This is a genomic window from Achromobacter insolitus, from assembly GCF_002209555.1.
Classification (GTDB): domain Bacteria; phylum Pseudomonadota; class Gammaproteobacteria; order Burkholderiales; family Burkholderiaceae_B; genus Achromobacter; species Achromobacter insolitus.
This window is the reverse complement of record NZ_NJIF01000014.1, coordinates 82,935-104,929: the sequence shown is the minus strand read 5'-3', so window position 1 is coordinate 104,929 and position 21,995 is coordinate 82,935. Positions and strand designations below refer to the sequence as shown.

The window sequence follows — 21,995 nt, the reverse complement described above, 5'->3', positions numbered from 1 at the left end:
ATGCTGGATTTTGATCAAGCCCAGACCCTGCTGGCCAATGCCGCGGGTCCGCTGCAACGCAGCGAAGAGGTGAGCCTGGCCGATGCCGCCGGCCGCGTGCTGGCCGCCGATCTCACCGCCACCGTGGACATCCCGCCCGCCGACAACAGCGCCATGGATGGCTATGCCCTGCGCGTAGCCGACTGGGGCGCTGGCGTGCGCCTGCCCATCCAGCAACGCTGCTATGCCGGCGAAATGCCGGAGCCGCTCAAGCCCGGCCACGCCATCAGACTCTTCACCGGCAGCCTCATCCCGGAAGGCGCGGACACGGTCGTCATGCAAGAGGACACCGTCGAAGCCGACGGGCAAGTGGAAATCTCGCGCCCCCCCGCGCCCGGCCAGCATATCCGCCGCCGCGGCGAAGACACGCTGGCGGGTGCCCCGCTGCTGGCCGCCGGCACGGTGCTGGAAGCGGCGCACGTGGCGTTGATGGCCTCGCAAGGACTGGCCCGCGTGCAGGTCTTCGGCCAGTTGCGAGTGGGCATCCTGACCACCGGCGACGAGCTGGTGCTGCCCGGCCAACCGCGCGCGGCCGAACAGATCTACAACTCCAATGGCCCCATGCTGGCTGCGCTGGCGCGCGGCATGGGCGCCCTGCCCGTGCATGTGCTGCACGCCCGCGATACCGAGGCCGACCTGCTGGCGGCCTTCAAGACGCTGCTGGCCGACTGCGACCTGGTGCTGAGCGTGGGCGGGGTATCGGTGGGCGAACGCGATCTGGTCAAACCCGCGCTAGCCGCGCTGGGCGGCGAACTGTCGCTCTGGAAAGTGCGCATGAAGCCGGGCAAGCCGGTAGCGCTGGCGCAGATCGACGGTAAGCCGGTGGTCGGCCTGCCCGGCAACCCCGTATCGGCCTACGCCGTGTACACGCTGCTGGTGACGCCGCTGATACGCCGCATGCAGGGCCGCGACGCGCTGTTCCCGCCGATCAGCCAGCTGCCCCTGCGCACCGAGCATCCGCGCCAGGACAGCCGCGAGGAATTCCTGCGCGTGCAGCGCCGCCTGGCCGACGACGGCAGCGCCGAACTGGTGCCCTATGGTCACCAGGGTTCCGGCGTCATCAGCTCGTTGCCCTGGGCGACGGGACTGGCCCGCCTGCCGGCCGACACGCGGGTACAGGACAAGGACCGGGTCGCCTACTACGACCTGCGTCACTGGCTGGCGTAGCGTTCCGCCGCCGCCAGTTCCTCGGGCGTATTGACGTTCATGAAGGCATCGGGCGCGTCGTCGAAGCGGGCTTCGACGGCGCCCGCCCTCGCCTGCCACAGCCCCACCTTGCGGTCCCCGGCCCGCAGGTACTCCAGCAGGTCGGGCAATAGCGACGTGCGCAAGGCCATGCAGGCCGAATGACGCTGTCCGCCCGCGGCCGCATAAGCCATGGGTGCTGCCGCGGATTCGGCCGCGCCGACCAGGCGCCCCGCCAGATCCGGGGGCAGGAACGGCGTGTCGCAAGGGACCACCACCAGCCACGCGTCTTGCCGCGCCGCCGCCAGGCCCGCGGCGATACCCAGCAGCGGCCCTTGCCAGGCGCCAAGATCCGCTTCACCGTCCCGCACCACCTCGCCGTAGGCGGCATAGCGGTCCTCGTGGCGGTTGGCGCTGATGATCAGGCGCGAGACCTGCGGCGCCAAACGGCGCGCGACATGCGCCACCATGGGCTCGCCCCGCAAGACTACGAGGCCCTTGTCTTGCCGGTTCATGCGCGTGCCCTCGCCGCCGGCCAGGATCAGGCCGGCGATTCCGGTGCGGACGGGCGTTTCAGCCACCGATGTAGCTCATCTCGATCTTGCGCGCTGGATCGGCCATGTTGCGGCCGCGCAGTTCCGAATAGTTATCGCTGCGTCCGGCCCAGATGCCCGCAATGATGGCGGCCAGCTCGGCATCGCTGGCGCCGTCGCGCAACGGCGCGCGCAGATCATAGCCGTCATGCGCGAACAGGCACAGGAAGAGCTTGCCTTCCGGCGACAGGCGCGCGCGCGTACAGCCGCCGCAAAAGGCGTGCGTGACGCTGGAAATGACGCCGATCTCGCCGCCGCCGTCCAGGTAGCGCCAGCGCTCGGCCACGCGCCCCATCTCGCCACTGGCGACAGGCTCCAGCGGATACGCCGCGCCGATGCGGTCCAGGACTTCCTGGCTGGGCACGACTTCGGCGAGATTCCAGCCGTTGGTATTGCCCACGTCCATGTATTCGATGAAACGCAGGATGTGCCCGGAATGCCGAAAGCGTTCCGCCATGGGCAGGATCTGACCGTCGTTCAGGCCGCGCCGCACCACCATGTTGACCTTGACCGGCGCCAGTCCGGCCTCGGCCGCGGCGTCAACGCCGCGCAGCACGTCGTCCGGCGTGAAGCCGCTGTCGCTCATACCCTGGAACATGGCAGGATCCAGCGCATCCAGGCTGACGGTGACCCGGGTGAGTCCCGCGGTCTTGAGCGCGGCGGCCTTGCGCGCCAGCATGCTGCCATTGGTGGTCAGGGTCAGGTCCAGCGGAGCCCCGGCGGGCGTGCGCAGCTCGGCCAGCAAGCCCACGAGGTTCTCGATATGTTTGCGCAGCAGGGGTTCGCCGCCGGTCAGGCGGATCTTCTCCACGCCAAGCTGCGTGAAAATGCCCGCCAGACGGCTGATTTCCTCGAACGAGAGCAGCGCGGAATGCGGCATGAAGGTGTAGCTGCTGTCGAAGACTTCACGCGGCATGCAGTACGTGCAGCGGAAATTGCAGCGGTCCGTGACCGAGATCCGGAGGTCGCGCAGCGGCCGCGCGCGCTGGTCCCGCGCGGGCTGCCCATGCGGCGGCAACTCGCCGGGCGCGACGGGCGCCAGAGGACCGCCGCGGCGATCGGCAAGAAAGATCACTTTGCTCATGGGGACATCATATCCCGGCGCATCGCGTTCCGTGCTCATGAAAAGGCCTCTTCCAGCGTCTGCAGCCGGCCCGTGTCCCGGGTGTCGTAGCCCGCCAGCTGGCTGACGTAGCCAACGTAGTCCGGACTGCGCATGATGGAGAGCAGGTCGCGCATGGCTGGCGTCTCCAGGGAGGACTTGCGGATGGCGAAGAAGTAGCGCTCGCGCACGAGCGGGATGAAATCCAGGCCGAAGCGGGAGGCGGCCGTCTCCACCCCCATGCCCGTGTCGGCCATGCCGCTGGCGATATGCGCGGCAATGGCCATGTGCGTGAATTCGTTGGTTTCGTACCCCTGGACCTCGCTGATGGAGACTCCCGCCCGCTGCAGCATCAGGCCCACCAGATAGCGGGTGCTGGAGCCGATCTGGCGGTTGACGAAGCGCACGTCGGGCCGCGCCAGGTCCGCCATGCCGCTGATCTGCTTGGGATTGCCCGCGGTCACGAACAGGCCAGCATTACGCACGGCCAGGTGGATGAGCATGTACTCGTCGGCGTGCAGCCATTGGGCGTAGCGCTCCATGATGGGCGCTTCGAAATCGCCCAGCGGCACCTGAAAGCCCGCCAGATCGCATTCGCGCCGCTCCAGCGAGGCCAGCGCCTCGATGGCGGTGCGGTAACGCAATTCCAGGCCGGGCTTGCGGTTGCCCATATGCTGCATCAGCGATTCCACGGCGAAACCGTGGCTGGCGTGCAAGCGCAGGTGCGGGCCGCTTTCGGGCAACAGGCGCTCCAGTTCTTCCTGCAATTCCGAGGCCATGCTGTCCAGCGTGGGCATCAGGCGCGCCTCGATGCGGCGGTTGGCCCACAGCAAACGCTGGGCGAAAGGGGTCAGCTGCGTGCCCTGGCGCCGATTGGTGATGAGCAGCTGGGTACCGAAGATGGCCTCGAAACGGCGCAGCACCCCCCAGGCATGCCGGTACGACAGTCCGCAGGCGCGGCAAGCGCCCGCGATGTTGCCCGTGGCGTCGATCGCGGACAGCAGGGCGAGCATGTCCTGCAGCGGGACGGGCGCCGGGTCGTCATCTCCGCCCAGAGTCCATTGCGGCCGCAGGCCGATACGGAACTTATATGTCATTTATTTCTTATTGAAGAGGGTGCATTACCCCGTTAGAGTACACAAATAACGCGGTTTGAGGGATTTTTATATGTTTTTTAAAACATATAAACAGCAAGCTCCCACCCGCCACAACAGCAACACAGGAGGAGACCGACGTGCACCAGCGCGAGGCAACATCCGATCTGGCGTCCAGCGGCGGCGCGCGCGGCGGCCAGATGGCCCTGGACGCGGCCCAGGCGTCCCACACCCCGGCCATCGCGGCCACGGCCCGCATACTCGCCCGGCTGAAGGACCAGCCCGGCCCGCTGCTGCCGGTGCTGCACGCGGTCCAGGATGAACTGGGCTGTATTCCGGCCCCGGCGGTGCAGACCATCGCCGAGGCCCTGAACCTGTCCCGCGCCGAGGTCCACGGCGTCATCACCTTCTATCCCCATTTCCGCAGCGAACCCGCGGCGCGCCACACCCTGGAGGTCTGCCGCGCCGAAGCCTGCCAGGCCATGGGCGGCGAACATCTGGCCGCCCATGCCCGCAGCGCACTGGGCTGCGACTTCCACGCCAGCAGCAAGAACGGCGACTTTTCGCTGGAACCGGTGTACTGCCTGGGCCTGTGCGCGCAGTCGCCGGCGGTGATGATCGACGGCCGCCCCCACGCCCGCGTTACGCCGCAAAAACTGGACCGCCTGATTGCCCGCACCCTGGAGGCCAAGGCATGAGCCTCCCTATCGTCATCTACGTGCCGCGCGACGCCGCGGCGCTGGCCATGGATGCGGATACGGTCGCTCGCGACATCGAGCGCGCAGCCGACGCCCGCGGGCTGTCCGTGCAGATCGTGCGCAACGGATCTCGCGGCCTGCTGTGGCTGGAGCCCATGGTCGAAGTCGTTACGCCGCAGGGCCGCATTGCCTATGGACCCGTGCAGCCCGAAGACGTGGACGCGCTGTTCGACGCCGGCTGGCAGAGCGGCGGCGAGCATCCGTTGCGCCTGGGCCTGACCGAAGAAATCCCCTACCTGAAGCATCAGGAACGCCTGACCTTCGCACGGGTCGGCGTGACCGATCCGCTGTCCTTGCAGGACTATGCCGCGCACGGCGGCTTGCAGGGGCTGCAACGCGCGCTGGCCATGGAGCCAGGGCAGATCATCGACGAAATGGTCGCCTCGGGCCTGCGCGGCCGCGGCGGCGCGGCATTCCCGACCGGCATCAAATGGAAGACAGTGGCCGGCACCCCCGGCGACCAGAAGTACATCGTCTGCAACGCGGACGAAGGCGATTCCGGCACCTTCGCCGATCGCCTGCTGATGGAAGGCGACCCTTATGTGCTGATCGAGGGCATGACCATCGCCGGCCTGGCGGTGGGCGCGACCTACGGCTACATCTACGTGCGTTCCGAGTACCCACAGGCCATAGCTACGCTGGAGGCCGCGATCACGCGGGCGCGCAGCGTGGGATGGCTGGGCAAGGACGTGCACGGCAGCGGCCGCCGCTTCGACCTCGAAGTGCGCAAGGGCGCGGGCGCCTATATCTGTGGCGAGGAAACGTCCCTGCTGGAAAGCATCGAGGGCAAGCGCGGCGTGGTCCGCGCCAAACCACCCCTGCCCGCGATCTCGGGCCTGTTCAGCAAGCCCACCGTGATCAACAACGTGATTTCGCTGGCTACCGTGCCTATCATCCTGGCCAAGGGCGCGGCCTATTACCGGGACTACGGCGTGGGCCGCTCGCACGGCACGCTGCCGTTCCAGCTGGCCGGCAACCTGAAGCATGGCGGACTGGTCGAGAAGGCCTTCGGCCTGAGCCTGCGCGACCTGCTGTACGGTTTTGGGGGCGGCAGCGCCTCCGGCCGGCCGCTGCGCGCGGTGCAGGTGGGCGGCCCGCTGGGCGCCTACCTGCCCGAATCGCAATGGGACGTGCCACTGGACTACGAGGCATACATCCAGATATCGGCCATGGTGGGCCATGGCGGGCTGGTGGCGTTCGACGACACCGTCGACATGGCGCGCATGGCGCGCTACGCGATGGAGTTCTGCGCGGTCGAATCCTGTGGCAAATGCACGCCTTGCCGAATCGGCTCCACGCGCGGCGTGGAAACCATAGACAAGATCGTCGCGGGCGGCCCCGGCCGCGAACAGCAGGTGCACCTGCTGCGCGACCTGTGCGACACGATGCTGGGCGGCTCGCTGTGCGCCCTGGGCGGCATGGCGCCCTATCCCGTGCTGTCGGCGCTGAACCACTTTCCGCAGGACTTCGGCATCGAGTCCTCCCATTCTGCCGCGCACGCGGCTTGAACCCGAGACCGTCATGCTAGAAACCGTCATCAAGCGCGATCGCGACATGGGCACGCCGGCGCGCGAGTCCGCCGCAACCGTCACCCTGACCATAGACGGCCAGGAAATCACGGTGCCCGAAGGCACCTCGCTGATGCGCGCGGCCGCCGAGGCCGGCATCAATATTCCCAAGCTGTGCGCCACCGACAGCCTGGAGCCCTTCGGCTCCTGCCGGCTGTGCCTGGTGCAGATCGAAGGCCGCCGCGGCTACCCTGCCTCGTGCACCACGCCCGCCGAAAACGGCATGGTGGTCCATACCGAAACGCCCAAGCTGCACGACCTGCGGCGCGGCGTCATGGAACTGTACATTTCCGACCACCCGCTGGACTGCCTGACCTGCCCGGCCAACGGCGACTGCGAACTGCAGGACATGGCCGGCGTGGTGGGGCTGCGCAACGTGCGTTACGGCTATGACGGCGCCAATCACCTGAAGAGCGAAAAGGACGAGTCCAATCCGTACTTCACCTATGACGCGTCGAAGTGCATCGTCTGCAACCGCTGCGTGCGCGCGTGCGAGGAAACCCAAGGCACCTTCGCCCTGACGATCTCCGGCAAGGGCTTCGAGTCGCGGGTATCGCCGGGGCAGGACCAGCCCTTCCTGGACAGCGAATGCGTGTCCTGCGGCGCCTGCGTGCAGGCCTGTCCGACCTCCACCCTGCAGGAAAAGACCGTCATCATGATGGGCCAGGCCGAACACTCGGTCGTGACCACCTGCGCCTACTGCGGCGTGGGCTGCGGCTTCAAGGCCGAGATGAAGGGGCAGGAAGTGGTGCGCATGGTGCCCTGGAAGGACGGGCAAGCCAACCGCGGCCATTCCTGCGTCAAAGGCCGCTTCGCCTGGGGTTACGCGACGCACAAGGAACGCGTGACCAAGCCCATGATCCGCAAGCACATCACCGATTCCTGGCAGGAAGTGTCCTGGGACGAGGCGATCAACTATGCGGCCTCCGAATTCCGCCGCATCCAGGCCCAATACGGCCGCGATGCGGTCGGCGGCATCACGTCGTCGCGCTGCACCAACGAAGAAACCTGGCTGGTGCAAAAGCTGGTGCGCGCGGCATTCGGCACCAACAACGTCGACACCTGCGCGCGCGTCTGCCATTCGCCCACCGGCTATGGCCTGAAGCAGACGCTGGGCGAATCCGCCGGAACGCAGACCTTCGATTCCGTCATGCACACCGACGTGGTGATCGTGATGGGCGCCAACCCGAGCAGCGGGCACCCCGTGTTCGCTTCCCGGTTGAAGCGCCGGCTGCGCGAGGGCGCTCGCCTGATCGTGATCGACCCCCGCCGCATCGAGCTGGTGAGTTCGCCGCACATCAAGGCCGACTTCCACCTGCAAGTGCGTCCCGGCACCAACACAGCGCTGCTGTCTTCGATGGCGCACGTCATCGCCACCGAGGGCCTGATTGCCGAGGACTTCGTGGCCGAGCGCTGCGAAACCCGCGCCTTCAATGAATGGCGCGATTTCGTATCGCTGCCGGAGAACTCCCCGGAAGCCATGGAGGAAATCACCGGCGTGCCGGCCCAGGCCGTGCGCGGCGCTGCGCGCCTGTACGCCACGGGCGGCAACGGCTCCATCTACTACGGCCTGGGCGTGACCGAGCACAGCCAGGGCTCCACCACCGTAATGGCCATCGCCAACCTCGCCATGGCCACCGGCAACGTCGGCCGCGAAGGCGTGGGCGTGAATCCGCTGCGGGGCCAGAACAATGTGCAGGGTTCCTGCGACATGGGTTCCTTCCCGCACGAGCTGCCGGGGTACCGCCACATTTCCGACAACGCGGTGCGCGCGCAGTTCGAACAGGACTGGGGCGTCACCCTGCAACCCGAACCGGGCCTGCGCATCCCCAACATGTTCGAGGCCGCCCTGGGCGGCTCGTTCAAGGGGCTGTACTGCCAGGGCGAAGACATCGTCCAGTCGGATCCCAACACCCAGCACGTGGCCGCATCGCTGGCCGCCATGGAGTGCATCGTGGTGCAGGACCTGTTCCTGAACGAGACGGCAAAGTACGCGCACGTCTTCCTGCCCGGTTCTTCGTTCCTGGAAAAGGACGGCACCTTCACCAACGCCGAACGCCGCATCTCGCGCGTGCGCAAGGTGATGGAGCCCAAGAACGGCAAGTCCGACTGGGAAGTGACCGTGGCACTGTCCAATGCGCTGGGCTATCCCATGGACTACAAGCATCCCAGCGAGATCATGGCCGAGATCGCGCGCCTGACCCCGACGTTCGCCGGCGTCACCTACGAAAAACTGGACAAGCTGGGCAGCCTGCAATGGCCCTGCAACGACGAAGCGCCAGACGGCACCCCCATCATGCACATCGACGAGTTCGTGCGCGGCAAGGGCAAGTTCATGATCACCAAGTACGTGCCCACGGACGAACGCAGCACGCGCCGTTTCCCGCTGCTGCTGACCACGGGCCGCATCCTGTCGCAATACAACGTGGGCGCGCAGACCCGGCGCACGCCCAACGTCATGTGGCATGGCGAGGACGTACTTGAACTGCATCCACAGGACGCCGAGGACCGCGGCGTGAAGGAAGGCGACTGGGTCGGCATCCAGAGCCGCGCCGGCGAGACCGTGCTGCGGGCCACGCTGACCGACAGGGTGCAGCCGGGCGTGGTATACACAACCTTCCATTTCCCCGAGTCCGGCGCCAACGTCGTCACTACCGACAGCTCCGACTGGGCCACCAATTGCCCCGAGTACAAGGTGACGGCCGTGCAGGTCACGCGCGTGTCGCAGCCTTCGGAGTGGCAACGCCAGTGGTCGCGCTTTGCGGACATCCAGCAAAAGCTGCTGCACGAGCGTTCGCGTGAAAGCGAGACGGCGCTGGCCGGGAAATAACCGCCAGCCCGAACCGCCAGGACGCCTTCATGCCTACGCCACCGACTTCCCGCCCCGACTGCACGCAGGTCCAGGTCTCGCGCGTGCGGGGCGGTGTCCTGTTGCCGGGCGCCGAAAGCGACTCCGTGGCCGAGGAAACGCCGGTGGCGCTGGAGTTCAATGGCATCAGCCACGCCACCATGCTGGCCACGCCCGCCGACCTGGAGGATTTTGCCGTGGGCTTCTCGCTGTCCGAAGGCATCATCGACAGCGTCAGCGACGTGCGTGGTATCGACCTGCTGCCGCAATGCGACGGCATCGTCGTGCAGCTGGAAATCTCCACGGCCTGCGAAGTGCGGCTGAAGTCCCGCCGACGGGCGATGGCCGGCCGCACGGGTTGCGGGCTGTGCGGCGTGGAAACACTGCCTGAGGTGCTGCGGCCGGTGGCGCCGGTCACCAACGGGGCGCCGGTGCGCATCCAGGCCGTGCTGGCCGCCATGCGCGACATGCGCGCCCGCCAGGCACTGCACGACATCACCGGCGCGACCCATGCCGCGGGCTGGGCCGGCGCGGATGGCGCGGTGGCGTTGGTGCGCGAGGACGTGGGCCGGCACAATGCGCTGGACAAGCTGGTGGGGGCCTTGGCGCGCCAGGCCATGCATGCCGGTGACGGCATTGTGGTGGTGTCCAGCCGCGCCAGCTTCGAGATGGTGCAGAAGACCGCGGCTGCGGGCGTCGCGGTGCTGGCGTCCGTTTCCGCGCCCACGGCGCTCGCCATCCGTCTTGCCCACCAGGCCAACGTCAGCCTGCTGGGCTTTCTGCGCGGCGAAGACGCCACGCTGTATTCACACCCCCAACGCATCATCTCCTGAACCGGACCTCACGCACGCATGGAAATCGGCAACCTGATCCGCATGGCCAACCGCATCGGCCAATTCTTCGAAGCCATGCCCGACCGGCAGGAAGCGCTGGAAGGCGTGGCCAACCATATCCACAAATTCTGGGAACCACGCATGCGCAATGAGTTGCTGGGTTTCCTGGAACGGCATCCCGACGGCAACGCCACAGACGAACGCCTGCACCCGCTGGTGCTGGAAGCGGTTACGCAGAACCGCCAGCGCCTCACCCCGCTAGCCCGGGTGGCCTAGCCCGGCGCAGCCTGCCGCGGTTGGGGCGCGAAGCTGCTACATTGGCAGCCCGCCTCTTCTTTTTGTCTTTCCCCATGAACACCCTGCCCTGCGCGCCCCGCCTTGCTGGAGCGACACGTTGACCGTCCCCGAAATCCGCTGGGAAGAAAACCAGACCCCGCACTCTGCCCGCTGGCGCTCGGAATCGGGCGCCGCGCCGCCCAAGCGCGTAGTGGTCGCGGATGACACCCTGACCGCCGACATGGCTTACCGCCAGGCCTGCGAAGGCGTCGGCCTGCTATGGCGCGGAGATTTCCAGAATGCGCGGCAACTGCTGCAGGCCATGACCCGGCGCGTGGACAAGCGGCCACGCAAACCGGTGGATACCCTGCTGGACGCCTTTAACCAGCACCGCCAGATCCAGTCGCAGCGCGCCCGTATCCTGGGCATGCTGCTCATTCCGTTCGACGCCGGCCATGGCATTCCGCTGCGCCGCGCACCGGACGCCCGGCAGGCCTGCGAAGAGGCCCATGGCCCGGCCGCCGAACCCTATGTCGCATCGCTGCGCGAGTTGCTGGGCCTGATCGGCGCCTTCGAATGGCGCAAGAAAGGCGTGGAAATCCCCGCCCTGAATGCCCGCATCCATCCGCACTACGGCGTGTTTTCGCCGCTGCGCGGCGAATACATAGATCTGGTGGCGCGCACCCCGATGCCTCGCGGCAGCGTGGCCTTCGACGTCGGCACAGGCACGGGCGTGCTCGCCGCCGTGATTGCGCGCCGCGGCGGCAAGCGTGTCATCGCCACCGACATGGATCCCCGCGCCTTGGCCTGCGCCCGGGAAAACCTGGAACGGCTGGGCCTGTCCAAGCAGGTCGAGGTCGTTCAGGCGGACCTCTTCCCCGAAGGCCGGGTGTCGCTGATCGTCTGCAATCCGCCGTGGTTGCCCGCCCGCCCCAGTTCGCCCGTGGAACATGCGGTCTATGATCCCGACAGCCGCATGCTGCGCGGCTTCCTCAATGGCCTGACGGCGCACCTGACGCCCAACGGCGAAGGCTGGCTGATCCTGTCGGACCTGGCCGAACACCTGGGCCTGCGCAGCCGCGAAGCGCTGCTGGAAATGATCAGCCAGGCCGGCCTGCGCGTCATCGAACGCATCGACACGCATCCCACGCATGGCCGCGCGCAAGACCCGAGCGATCCGTTGCACGCGGCCCGCTCGAAGGAAGTCACATCCCTGTGGCGCCTGGGCGCGGCCTGACGCGGCCCGACCTAACGCGGCCCGACCTGACGCGGCCCGGCCGGGCTAGATACTAGGCCCGGCCGGCCGCCACGTTTACGCTGATCGCGATGATGAAGACGTTGAAGAAAAAGGCGATGACGCTGTGCGTCAGCGCGGTGCGACGCACGCGCCGGTTCACGATCTGCACGTCCGACACCTGGAACGTCATGCCCAGCACCAGCGCGAAATAGGCGAAATCCCAGTAATCGGGTTCGTCGGTGCCCGGGAAGTCCAGGCCCTTGTGCATGGCGTTGCCATGGCCGTAGTAGCCGTGCGCATAGTGCAACGCGAAGATCATGTTCATGTAGAGCCAGGACAGGATAATGGTCGCGGCGGCGGCCAGCATGGCGAGCACGCTGCTCACCCCGCCCTCGCCTTGCAGCTCCACCCACAAGGCCATCATGACCATGCAGGACAGCGCCACGCTGCTCCACAGCACGCCGGTGCGGCCCACGTCCTGCTGCTGGGCGTGCCGGCGCATCGCCGCCGCGCTGGTCCGGCCGAAAACCCTGGCCGTCATCAGCAGGAAAACCAGCGCCCCCGCATCGAATCCCAGCAATAGCGCCAGCACCCACGGCACGCCCAGGGCGTACAGGCCGCCTGCCGTGGCCAGAAGCAAGCCGGCGCAAGCGACGAGCCGGCGATGCGCATGGAAGAACGGCAGCGCGGCGCCGGAAGCTGAATCGTCCTCGGGCTCGAAATCCTTGACCGGCGGCATGCGGCGCTCCTTGACGTAAGCAGACCCCGTGGGGCCCGTTGACGCTAACGCTAACCGATGCCGAGCAAACCGACCAGTGCACCGCCGAACAGCAGCCACAACGGGTGGATGCGGGTGCCGCTGCCCAGCAGCGCCACCACTGCAGTGATGGCGCCCAGCAGCCAGGTATGCACCGAGGCCTCGGTAATGAGCGCCGCGCTGGCCGCCACTAGCCCCACCGTCATGGGAAAGATGCCTGCCTGTATGACTCCGCGCCACGGGCGGTCCTTGAAGCGTTCCCACAGTCCCAGGGCGATCACGGTGATGAGGGAGGACGGACCGAACTTGGCGATGGTGGTGACCAACATGCCCAGCCCGCCCGCCACATGCCAGCCGACCAGCGTGACCACCATCAGATTGGGTCCCGGCGCGGCCTGTCCCAAGGCGAACAACGCGGAAAAGTCCGCCGCGCTCATCCAGCCGTGCACCTCCACCACCTGGCGCTGCATCTCGGGCAGGATGGTGTTGCCGCCGCCAAACGCCAGCACGGACAGTTCAGAGAAGATCAGGGCCAGCGCGATCAGTGTGTGGATCATCGACGTTGCCTCCAGACCATCAGAATGCTCAGCGGCGTCAGCACCGCCATGGTGGGCAAGAGAGGAATGCGCAGCACGGCGATGGCGATGAAACAGGCGGTAGCCACCACGCCGGCCAGCCAGTCCCGCCGCTTGATGACCGGCAGCCCGATCTTCACCGCCATCGAGATCAGCAGGCCCGCGGCGGCCGCCGCCAGTCCGGCGAACAGGTGCTGGATATGCGGGTCGTTCTGGAAACGGTCGTACACCATGCCCAGCAACACCACGATGGCGGACGGCGCCAGGATCAGCCCCATCAACGCCGCAAAGGCTCCTCGCGGACCGCGGAATTTCATGCCCAGCGCCACCGACAGGTTGATGATGTTGCCGCCGGGCAGGAACTGGCACAGGCCCAGCAGATCGGTGAATTCGGCGCCGCTGAGCCAGCGGTGCTTTTCGACGACCATACGCCGCGCCAGTGGCAGGGCGCCGCCGAAGGCCGTCAGGCCCAGCATGAGAAATCCGTAGAACAGTTGCCCGCAAGTGGGCGCGGGCCGAAGTTCGGCCTCAGGGATGGAAGGTGCTGCGTTCATCATTTTTATGCCGGCGCCGGGGGAAGGGCGCGGGGTGGAATATGGGGAAACCAACGAGATTGCAGCCTACTCTTCGGTTTGGATAATGTCTAATATATGACTATCTATATATTCATATCGGTTAAATATGGCATCCGTCGATCTCAGGCTGCTGCGCTACTTCCTGGCCGTGGCCGAGGAATCCCATCTGACCAAGGCTGCCGCCCGGCTGGGCATACGCCAGCCGCCGCTCAGCCAGCAGATCCGCGTGCTGGAACAGGAATTGGGCGTCACGCTGTTCCACCGCCTGCCGCGCGGCATGGAGCTGACCGAAAGCGGCCGCGCGCTATTGGACGATGCGCGTAACATCGTGACCCTGGTGGACCAGGCCGTGGAAGGCGTGCGGCGCGTATCGCAGGGAGAGGCGGGACGCCTGACCGTCGGCTTCACAGGATCGGCCGCTTTCCATCCCTTCGTGCCATCCGTCATCCGCCGTTTCCGGGAAGCCGCGCCGAACGTGCGGCTGGTGCTGGAGGAAAGCAGCACGGGCGAACTGATGGAGGCCGTGGGCGCGGGCCGCGTGGACGTGGCTTTCATCCGCGGCCCCTACGGGCTGGGGCCCGGCGTGGTGGTGGAGACCGTTCTGGAAGAACCGATGCTGGCTGCTTTTCCCGCCGACCACCCTGCCGTAAAGGGCCGGTCGCGCAAGCGCATCGCGTTGTCCGAGCTGGCCGAGGAATCCCTGATTCTCTACCGCCGCCACAGCGGCCCCGGCCTGTACGACGCCATCATCGCCGCCTGCGGCGCCGCCGGCTTCAGCCCCCGCGTGGCCCAGGAAGCGCCGCGCATGCTGTCCACCCTCAGCCTCGTGGCGGCGGGCCTGGGCGTGTCGCTGGTGCCCGCGTCGCTGCGCCGCGTGAACATCGAGGGGGTGGTATACGTCAACCTGGCCCAGCCCGCGGAACTGCGCGCGCCGCTGAACCTGATCTGGCGCGACGAATCCCTGTCCGGCGCCGCCCGCAAGCTGATCGACGAGGCGCGCCGGCAGCGGGAGGAATCCCTGGCCTGAACGCGCGGCGCTACACTGCCCGGCACCCGCACTCCGCATTGCAGCCATGTTTTCAGATTCACCCATAGGCATATACGACTCCGGCGTCGGCGGCCTGAGCGTGCTGCGCGCCATCCGCGACGCCCTGCCCCACGAATCCCTGCTGTACGTGGCCGATTCGGCCCACGTGCCCTACGGCGAAAAGACGCAAGAGTATGTCGAGCAGCGCGCCAGCATGCTGGCCGACTACTTCGTGTCGCGCCAGGCCAAGGCCATGGTGGTGGCCTGCAACACCGCGACGGCGGCCGCCATCGCCCAGCTGCGCCAGCGCCACCCAGGATTGGTCATCATCGGCGTGGAGCCCGCCATCAAGCCCGCGGCGCACCTGACCAGCACCGGCGTGGTGGGCGTTTTCGCCACCACCGGCACCTTGGCCAGCCCAAAGTTCGCTTCGCTGGTCCAGCGCGAGGCGCCCGAAGTCCGCATCCTGTTCAAGCCCTGCCCCGAGTGGGTGCGGCTGGTGGAGCAAGGCGTGCTCGGCGGCCCCGAGGCCGAGGCCGCGGTGCGCGCCCCCGTGGCGGAGCTGCGCGAAGCTGGCGCCGACGTGCTGGTGCTGGGCTGCACGCATTTTCCCTTCCTGCGCGAGGCAATCCAGGCAGCCGCCGGCCCCGGCGTGCCGCTGCTGGAAACCGGCGCGCCCGTCGCGCGCCGGCTGCGTCACCAGTTACAGGAACGCGGCCTGCTGCGCGCCTCGGGACCGGGCGCACTGCGCCTGGAAACCAGCGGCGCGGCGGATTCCCTGGGCACGCTGGCGAGCCGCCTCCTGGGACAGGCGCTTGCGGCGCACACGCTGGAGCCGCGCTGGCGCTGAATGCGCCCGGTTTGATCCCGCGCATTCCGCGCCTGTCGGATTCGGCCAATAATTCGGATACAGTGAACGACAACGCCGCCCGCGGCGCGCACAAGGAGACGCTCATGAAACGCATCCTGATCCCCGTGGACGGCTCGCAGCCGGCCGTCCATGCGGTCCAAGCCTTGCTCGACGCCCGCGACTACGACCTGGTCGAACGCGTGGAGCTGCTTACCGTCCAGATCCCCCTGAAGGCAGGCAAGATCGGCCGCGGCTTGTCGCAAGCCGAAATCGACGCCTATCACGAAGAAGAGGGGCGCAACGCGCTGCAAGCCGCCAGCGACCTGCTGACCCGGGCGGGCGTGCCCTTCCAGGCGCGCGTGGAAGTGGGCGCGGCAGCGGAGACCATCGTGCGCGTCGCCGACGAATCCGGCGCCGACGAGATCTACATGGGTTCGCGCGGGCTGGGCTCGGTGTCGTCCTGGTTCCTCGGGTCCGTCGCCACCCGCGTGCTGCACTTGACGGAGCTGCCCGTCACCCTGGTCAAGTAACCGTCAAGGAGCATCCATGCTGAACATCCTGGTCCCCGTAGACGGCTCCGACAACGCCAACCGCGCCGTCCTGTATGCCCGCCAGCTTGCCCAAGGCGCCGGGTCCGCGCGCGTCCACCTGCTTAACGTCCAGACTCCCGTTCAAGGCCGCGCGGGCCTGTCGCGCCTGATCACGCAGGACATGATCGACGAGTTCTACCTGCGCGAAGGCCAGGAAGCCACGGACGAGGCGCGCAAGCTGCTGGACGTGACCGGCACCGATTACACCAGCCATGTCGAATTCGGCCACGTGGCGACGGAAATCGCCGGCTACGCGCAAGACCATGGCTGCGCCCGCATCGTCATGGGCACGCGCGGCAACGGCTCGCTGACGAACATCCTGATCGGTTCGGTGGCCAACCAGGTGCTGCAACTGGCCGAAGTACCGGTCACGCTGGTCAAGTAAGCCTGGGCGCCGGCCTCAAGCGGCCGGCAGCCACAGGCACACTCTCAAGCCGCCCAGCGGGGATCGCTCCGCTCTCACCTGCCCGCCGTAAGTGCTGGCCAGGTCGCGCACGATGTCCAGCCCCAGGCCCGATCCCGGGCGCTGTTCATCCATGCGCACACCACGCAGGAAGATGAGCTCGCGCTCCTCGTCGGCAATGCCGGGACCATCGTCGTCGATCTGGATGAGCAACTGGCCGGCGCCGGTCGCAAGCGCCGTGACCTGCACCTGGCGTTCCGCCCATTTGCAGGCGTTATCCAACAGATTGCCGACCATCTCCTGCAGATCCTGCTCTTCGCCACGGAACACCAGGCCCTCGGCAAACGCGGGCATTTCCAGCAGCAATCCGCGCTGCGCATACAAGCGCTGCATGACGCGCAGCAGCCCTTCGATGGGTTTGCGCAATGGGGTGCGGCTGTCGGCCGCGCCGGAGGCCGCGGCGGCGCGGGCGCGCGCCAGGTGATAGTCGATCTGGCGGCGCGCCATGCCAACCTGTTCCTGCACCAGCGCCGCCAGCGGCCCCTCTTCGCGCGCCGCGGCATTGCCGAGGATCGTCAGTGGCGTCTTTACCGCATGGGCCAGGTTTCCGGCCTGCGTGCGTGCACGTTGGACCATGTCGGCGTTGACATCCAGGACACGGTTGAAATCATCCACCAGGGGCTGGATTTCGCTGGGAAAGCGGCCTTCTATACGCGTACTGGCGCCCCCGTGCTGGGTGGCCAGCTGACGCCTGAGCCTTGCCAGAGGCCGCAGCCCGACCACCACCTGCACCACCGCGGCCACCGTCAGTCCTGCCGCCAGCGCGCCCAGCGCAATCAGCAGCATATGGTTGAAGCGGCCGATGGGCTCGGCAAGCACCTGACTGTCGGCGGCCACGATCAGGCGCAGCGGCGAAGCCTCGGTCTCCGCCGGTTCGAGCGTGCGCGTCAGTGCCGTCAGGCGGTGTTTTTCCGGACCCGCGATGTCGTAGATGCCGTCGGCGCTGTCCGCCGCGGGAATCTCCAGCACCTGGTCCCAAAGAGAACGCGAGCGCGCCGCGCCCACGGCCGCCGGGCGGCCCTGTTCATCGAGCCGGTCGATCTGCCAATACAGGCCCGATAGCGGCTGCTCCAGGCGCGGATCGCTCAAAGGCGGCGACACGACGAGGCGGCCGTCCGGACCGGTGTTCACGGCGGCCGTGAGCTGATTCAGGTGCAGGGTCAGTTCGGCGCGCAACTGTTCGGTGATGTGCTGGCGGAACAGGCTGGCCAGGCCCCACCCGGCCAGCACCACCGTGATCAGGATCCAGGCCAGCGTACCGGCCAACAGGCGCCAGCGCAGCGAGCCCGGCGCGCGCGCACGTCCGGCCATCATGCGGCGCATGCCAGGCGGTAGCCCAGGCCGCGCACGGTTTCGATGGTGTCGGGCGGCAGTTTCTTGCGCAACCGCGCGATGAACACATCGATGGTGTTGGAATCGCGGTCATGGTCCTGGGCGTAAACGTGCTCCGTCAGTTCGCTGCGCGAAATGACTTCGCCCGCGCGCTGCATCAAAACGGCCAGCACCTTGAATTCGTGGCTGGTCAGGGACAGCGCCTGGCCGTCGACCGTGACCTTGGCCAGTCGCGTGTCCAGCATCAGCGATCCGCAGCGCCACTGCGCGCTGGCGTGGTTGCTGGAGCGGCGCAGCAGCGCCCGCACCCGCGCCAGCAGCTCTTCCATGTGGAAGGGCTTGGTCAGGTAATCGTCGGCGCCGGCGTCGATGCCGGCGACCTTCTCATGCCAGTTGTCGCGCGCCGTCAGGATCAACACCGGCATGCCCTGACCGCCGGCGCGCCATTGCTTGAGCACCGTCAGGCCGTCCATGACCGGCAGGCCCAGATCCAGCACGACGACGTCGTAGGCCTCGACCGCACCCATGTATTGCGCCGTGCCGCCGTCCGCCGCGGTATCCACCGTGTAGCCCGCCTGGCGCAAGGCATCGGCCAGCTGCGCGGCCAGCGTGGGTTCGTCTTCGACCACCAGTATGCGCATCAGTGCTTGTCCCGGAATTGGATGTCGCGGCCCTTCACGCCCAGCACCTTGCCGTCGCGTGCATCGATCTTCAGCTTGACCAGGCGGCCGCCGTTTTGCAGCAGCCGGATCTCGTAGATGAATTCGCCATCGTCTTCCTCGAATTCGACCTTGACCACCTGCCCAGGATAGTCGCGCTCGACGATGTCGAGCACCGAGCGCAGGGGCAGGACCTTGCCCGCCTGCAGCGCCTGGCGCGCCTGTTCGTGGTCGCTTTCGTCCGCGAGGCCCGCGCTGGGGCCCGCGGCCAGCGCCAGCATCAGCGCGCCGCAAGACAGCCAGATTCGGGTACGGGTTCCAGGGGTCATGGTTTCTTTCGCATTCAGGGTCCGCCAAAAGCGGCGATTGTCCGCCCAGTTATAGCGCCGGAAAAATGAACGGCACGTGAACGGCAGCTTCAGAATTGGTTCATCCGCACACCCGAATAATGCGGTCATGGTCGCCATTCCGGCAACCCGCAACAACCTAGGAGCCATTCCATGACCGCAATCCGCAACACCCTGGCCGCCCTGGCGCTTGGCGCCGCCACCCTGACCGGCGCCGCCGCCGTGCACGCCCAGACGCCCGCCCCGGCGCCGGCCCAGCCCGCCGCCACGGCCCCCGCCAGCGCGACGCTGACCGTGCGCCAGATCTACGACACGCTGACCGCCGCAGGCTATCGCAACATCACCGAGATCGAGCTCGAGCACGGCCGCTACGATGTCAAGGCCGACAACGCGCAAGGCCAGCGCGTGAAGCTGCGGGTGGACGCCCAGAGCGGCGCCGTCCTGCGCAGCCGCATCAAGGACTGAAGCGCCGGCGCGCACGCGCCTTCCCACGCTCCGCCCGCATCCGGCGGGCCGGGCGCCCGACACGGATACCATCATGAAACCGATAGGAACCGGCGCCGCACTAGGCGGCTTTCTGCTCGTCCTCAGCCTGGCCTGGGGGCTGGACGCGTTCATCCTGCAGCCGCCAGGCGTAGGCGCCTGGTACTGGGTGGCGCGCCAGCAAGGCCTCTACCTCACCGGCGTCTGGTCCATCGGACTGATGGCATTGATCATGCTGCTGGCGCTGCGGCCCGCGTGGCTGGAACGCCCCCTGGGCGGCATGGACAAGATCTACCGGCTGCATAAATGGGCCGGCATCCTCGCTGTGTCAGCCGGCGCCATGCATTGGTTGCTGAAGCTGGCCAGCGGCCCGTTGAAAAGCCTGGCGGACGCGGCCAACCGCCCCGCCCGCGACGTCGTACTGCCGCTCTTTGAAAGCTCCCGCGGCCTGGCCAAGGACCTGGGCGAATGGTCGATCTACCTGCTGCTCGCGATGCTGGCAATCACGTTGTGGCGGCGCTTTCCCTACCGGGGATGGCGTCTCCTGCACCGCGCCATGCCTGTGCTGTTCCTGGCGCTGGTGTTCCACACGGCGGCGCTGGCTCCCGCGCGCTACTGGAGCGGTCCCGCGGGCCTGCTGCTGATTCCGCTGTTGTCCGCCGGTTTGTATGCCGCACTGATGGCGCTCTTGGGACGCGTGGGCAGCGGCCGCCGCGCGCAAGGCAGGATCGTGTCGCTGACTCACCAGCCAGGCGGCATCCTGGAGGTCAGCTGCGAACTCGACGGCAACTGGCGCGGGCATCAGGCGGGACAGTTCGCCTTCGTCACTTTTGACCGCAAGGAAGGCGCCCATCCCTATACCATCGCCAGCGCCCCGCATCAGGGCGAGCGCCGCGTCACGTTCCAGATCAAGGCGCTGGGCGACTACACCCGCAAGCTGGCGCGCACGCTGCGCATCGGCCAGCCGGTCGGCGTCGAGGGCCCCTACGGGCGCTTTCAGTTGACGCCGGACGCGGGCGCAACGTCCCAGGCCCAGGTCTGGGTCGCAGGCGGGATCGGCGTTACGCCGTTTCTCGCGTGGCTGGAGGCCTTGCAGGACGGACAGGCCCCGACGCCGCGCGTGTGGCTGCATTACTGCGTGCGCGACGCCTCAACCGATCCGTTCGTGCCGCTGCTCAAGGAACGCTGCGCCGCGCTGGACGGCGTGACGCTCACCGTCCACAGCGCGCGCGACGGCGACACGCTGACGGCGGGTACGCTGGCACAGGGCGCGGTGGCCGCCGGCCGCGTCGCCGACGTCTGGTTCTGCGGACCGGCCGGCCTGTCGGACGCGCTCAGGCGCGGCCTGCGCAAGCTGGGCGTCCAGTCCGTGCGCTGGCATCAGGAAGCATTCGAGATCCGTTGACCGCGCCGGGGCTGCGTAAGTCCAAGCGTATGATGGGCCTCACCGCCCCCGGAGCATGCATCATGCCCACTCCACGCCTACTGCTGGCGGCAGCGCTGGCTGCCGCCACCCTCAACGCCTGCGGCGAAATGGCGACCCTGCCGGTCGAGGCCGGCATGGGCCCATCGCCCCAGTTGCCCGCCCCCAAACCCACGACGATTCCGACCGTAAAGACAGCCAAGGCCGTAGGCTGGCCTGCGGGTGCGCATCCCGTGGCCGCCAGCGGCATGGCGGTGACGGAATTCGCCAGCGGCCTGGATCATCCGCGCTGGCTGTACGTGCTGCCCAACGGCGACGTGCTCGTGGCCGAGACCAATGCGCCGCCCAAACCCGAATCGGCCTCCGGCGGCTTCAAGGCCTGGGTCGCAGGCCTGGTGATGAAGCGCGCCGGCGCCAGGACCCCCAGCGCGAACCGCATCACCCTGTTGCGCGATACGGACCGCGACGGCGTCGCCGACGTGCGCAGCGTGCTGCTTGAAGGCCTGAACTCCCCATTCGGCATGGCCTTGATCGGCAATCAGCTGTACGTGGCCAATGCCGATGCCGTGGTCCGATTTCCGTACGAAACCGGGCAGCAGCGGATCAGCGCCGCGGGCGTGAAGGTCACGGACCTGCCAGCGGGCCTCAACCACCACTGGACCAAGAACCTGCTGGCCAGCCCGGACGGCAGCAGGCTGTACGTATCCGTCGGCTCGAACAGCAACGTCGGTGAAAACGGCATGGACATCGAAGCAGGCCGCGCGGCCATCTGGGAGATCGACGTCGCCAGCGGCGACAAGCGCCTGTATGCCACCGGTTTGCGCAATCCGGTGGGCATGGCCTGGGGCCCGGACGGCAAGACGCTGTGGACCGCTGTCAACGAGCGCGACGAACTGGGCAGCGACCTGGTGCCCGACTATATGACCTCGGTACAGGACGGCGGCTTTTACGGCTGGCCATACAGCTACTTCGGCCAGCACGTCGACACCCGGGTCCAGCCGCCGCGTCCGGACCTGGTGGCTCGCGCCATCGTGCCCGACTACGCGCTGGGTCCGCACACCGCCTCGCTGGGGCTGGCCTGGTCGGGAGGATCCCGCCTGCCGGCACCCTACACAAACGGCATGTTCGTGGGCCAGCATGGTTCATGGAACCGCGATCCGCGCAGCGGCTACAAGGTCATCTTCGTGCCCTTTCGCGACGGCAAGCCCGACGGACCGGCGCGCGACGTGCTGACGGGATTTCTGAACGAAAGCGGCGAGGCCCAGGGACGCCCGGTAGGCGTGGCGATCGACCGCCAGGGCGGCTTGCTGACGGCCGACGACGTGGGCAATGTGGTGTGGCGGGTCGCTCCCGCTTCTACAATGGCCGCTCCCCAATAATT

The 21,995-nt window shown here is 67.6% G+C and carries 23 protein-coding genes; 14 read left to right on the top strand and 9 right to left on the bottom strand.

Annotation, left to right across the window (positions count from 1 at the left end; all coding sequences use genetic code 11):
• Entirely contained in the window at positions 1-1,206 is a 1,206-nt protein-coding gene (locus tag CEY08_RS28170; protein WP_076815140.1) for a molybdopterin molybdotransferase MoeA, read from the top strand.
• Here the strand turns inward: CEY08_RS28170 and mobA are convergent.
• From mobA to CEY08_RS28155, 3 genes are read right to left on the bottom strand one after another with little or no spacing between them, the layout of a single operon-like run.
• Entirely contained in the window at positions 1,191-1,805 is a 615-nt protein-coding gene (gene mobA / locus CEY08_RS28165; protein ID WP_076815142.1) for a molybdenum cofactor guanylyltransferase MobA, read from the bottom strand. The genes CEY08_RS28170 and mobA overlap by 16 nt on opposite strands.
• Complete coding sequence (gene moaA, locus CEY08_RS28160) at positions 1,798-2,901, bottom strand: GTP 3',8-cyclase MoaA (protein WP_076817867.1); 1,104 nt, start codon at positions 2,899-2,901, stop codon at positions 1,798-1,800. The genes mobA and moaA overlap by 8 nt, the downstream gene beginning before the upstream one ends.
• A gap of 35 nt (positions 2,902-2,936) precedes the next feature.
• On the bottom strand, positions 2,937-4,016 hold the full coding sequence (locus tag CEY08_RS28155) for a substrate-binding domain-containing protein (RefSeq protein WP_042794834.1): 1,080 nt from the start codon (positions 4,014-4,016) through the stop codon (positions 2,937-2,939).
• Between the two features lie 137 nt (positions 4,017-4,153).
• Here CEY08_RS28155 and CEY08_RS28150 point away from each other — a divergent pair, with 137 nt between their 5' ends.
• The 6 genes from CEY08_RS28150 (at position 4,154) to CEY08_RS28125 (ending at position 11,533) form a co-directional block, all read left to right on the top strand.
• Entirely contained in the window at positions 4,154-4,711 is a 558-nt protein-coding gene (locus CEY08_RS28150) for a formate dehydrogenase subunit gamma (RefSeq protein WP_063962458.1), read from the top strand.
• Positions 4,708-6,279 (top strand): formate dehydrogenase beta subunit, encoded by a 1,572-nt coding sequence (locus tag CEY08_RS28145; protein ID WP_076815144.1) that lies wholly within the window; start codon positions 4,708-4,710, stop codon positions 6,277-6,279. The genes CEY08_RS28150 and CEY08_RS28145 overlap by 4 nt, the downstream gene beginning before the upstream one ends.
• Before the next feature lie 13 nt (positions 6,280-6,292).
• On the top strand, positions 6,293-9,169 hold the full coding sequence (fdhF, locus tag CEY08_RS28140) for a formate dehydrogenase subunit alpha (protein ID WP_076815146.1): 2,877 nt from the start codon (positions 6,293-6,295) through the stop codon (positions 9,167-9,169).
• A 29-nt stretch (positions 9,170-9,198) separates the two neighbouring features.
• Complete coding sequence (gene fdhD / locus CEY08_RS28135) at positions 9,199-10,020, top strand: formate dehydrogenase accessory sulfurtransferase FdhD (protein WP_076815148.1); 822 nt, start codon at positions 9,199-9,201, stop codon at positions 10,018-10,020.
• Positions 10,021-10,038: 18 nt separating this feature from the next.
• Entirely contained in the window at positions 10,039-10,296 is a 258-nt protein-coding gene (locus CEY08_RS28130; protein WP_042794838.1) for a formate dehydrogenase subunit delta, read from the top strand.
• 118 nt (positions 10,297-10,414) lie between these two features.
• On the top strand, positions 10,415-11,533 hold the full coding sequence (locus CEY08_RS28125; RefSeq protein WP_063643426.1) for a methyltransferase: 1,119 nt from the start codon (positions 10,415-10,417) through the stop codon (positions 11,531-11,533).
• Positions 11,534-11,585: 52 nt separating this feature from the next.
• Here CEY08_RS28125 and CEY08_RS28120 read toward each other — a convergent pair whose 3' ends face one another.
• From CEY08_RS28120 to CEY08_RS28110, 3 genes are read right to left on the bottom strand one after another with little or no spacing between them, the layout of a single operon-like run.
• Entirely contained in the window at positions 11,586-12,272 is a 687-nt protein-coding gene (locus tag CEY08_RS28120) for a DUF1345 domain-containing protein (RefSeq protein WP_063643427.1), read from the bottom strand.
• Between the two features lie 50 nt (positions 12,273-12,322).
• Complete coding sequence (locus CEY08_RS28115) at positions 12,323-12,847, bottom strand: chromate transporter (protein ID WP_042794841.1); 525 nt, start codon at positions 12,845-12,847, stop codon at positions 12,323-12,325.
• Positions 12,844-13,422: a chromate transporter gene (locus CEY08_RS28110; RefSeq protein ID WP_082884786.1), complete on the bottom strand. Its 579-nt coding sequence runs from the start codon at positions 13,420-13,422 to the stop codon at positions 12,844-12,846. Before CEY08_RS28110 ends, CEY08_RS28115 begins: the two co-directional genes overlap by 4 nt.
• A 124-nt stretch (positions 13,423-13,546) precedes the next feature.
• Between CEY08_RS28110 and CEY08_RS28105 the strand changes: the two genes are divergently transcribed.
• The 4 genes from CEY08_RS28105 (at position 13,547) to CEY08_RS28090 (ending at position 16,292) form a co-directional block, all read left to right on the top strand.
• Positions 13,547-14,467, top strand: a complete 921-nt coding sequence (locus tag CEY08_RS28105) for a LysR family transcriptional regulator (protein ID WP_063643428.1) — start codon at positions 13,547-13,549, stop codon at positions 14,465-14,467.
• A 46-nt stretch (positions 14,468-14,513) separates the two neighbouring features.
• Positions 14,514-15,317: a glutamate racemase gene (gene murI / locus CEY08_RS28100; RefSeq protein ID WP_088607853.1), complete on the top strand. Its 804-nt coding sequence runs from the start codon at positions 14,514-14,516 to the stop codon at positions 15,315-15,317.
• 104 nt (positions 15,318-15,421) lie between these two features.
• Positions 15,422-15,847, top strand: coding sequence for a universal stress protein (locus CEY08_RS28095; protein ID WP_076817870.1), 426 nt, complete (start codon positions 15,422-15,424; stop codon positions 15,845-15,847).
• A 16-nt stretch (positions 15,848-15,863) separates the two neighbouring features.
• A complete protein-coding gene (locus CEY08_RS28090) occupies positions 15,864-16,292 on the top strand; it encodes a universal stress protein (RefSeq protein ID WP_042794844.1) in 429 nt (142 codons plus the stop codon).
• A gap of 15 nt (positions 16,293-16,307) precedes the next feature.
• On the opposite strand, the gene CEY08_RS28085 is transcribed toward CEY08_RS28090, so the two are convergent.
• The 3 genes from CEY08_RS28085 to CEY08_RS28075 are packed head-to-tail and all read right to left on the bottom strand — an operon-like array spanning position 16,308 to position 18,642.
• Positions 16,308-17,684 (bottom strand): sensor histidine kinase, encoded by a 1,377-nt coding sequence (locus tag CEY08_RS28085; RefSeq protein ID WP_076815150.1) that lies wholly within the window; start codon positions 17,682-17,684, stop codon positions 16,308-16,310.
• Positions 17,681-18,343: a response regulator transcription factor gene (locus CEY08_RS28080; RefSeq protein WP_042794845.1), complete on the bottom strand. Its 663-nt coding sequence runs from the start codon at positions 18,341-18,343 to the stop codon at positions 17,681-17,683. Before CEY08_RS28080 ends, CEY08_RS28085 begins: the two co-directional genes overlap by 4 nt.
• Positions 18,343-18,642 (bottom strand): PepSY domain-containing protein, encoded by a 300-nt coding sequence (locus CEY08_RS28075; protein ID WP_372341678.1) that lies wholly within the window; start codon positions 18,640-18,642, stop codon positions 18,343-18,345. The genes CEY08_RS28080 and CEY08_RS28075 overlap by 1 nt, the downstream gene beginning before the upstream one ends.
• 219 nt (positions 18,643-18,861) lie before the next feature.
• Here CEY08_RS28075 and CEY08_RS28070 point away from each other — a divergent pair, with 219 nt between their 5' ends.
• From CEY08_RS28070 to CEY08_RS28060, 3 genes are all read left to right on the top strand, one after another.
• Complete coding sequence (locus tag CEY08_RS28070) at positions 18,862-19,173, top strand: PepSY domain-containing protein (protein ID WP_063643432.1); 312 nt, start codon at positions 18,862-18,864, stop codon at positions 19,171-19,173.
• A 73-nt stretch (positions 19,174-19,246) separates the two neighbouring features.
• Entirely contained in the window at positions 19,247-20,596 is a 1,350-nt protein-coding gene (locus CEY08_RS28065; protein ID WP_076815152.1) for a ferredoxin reductase family protein, read from the top strand.
• 62 nt (positions 20,597-20,658) lie between these two features.
• Positions 20,659-21,993, top strand: coding sequence for a PQQ-dependent sugar dehydrogenase (locus CEY08_RS28060; RefSeq protein ID WP_076815154.1), 1,335 nt, complete (start codon positions 20,659-20,661; stop codon positions 21,991-21,993).
• Positions 21,994-21,995 lie beyond the last annotated feature (2 nt).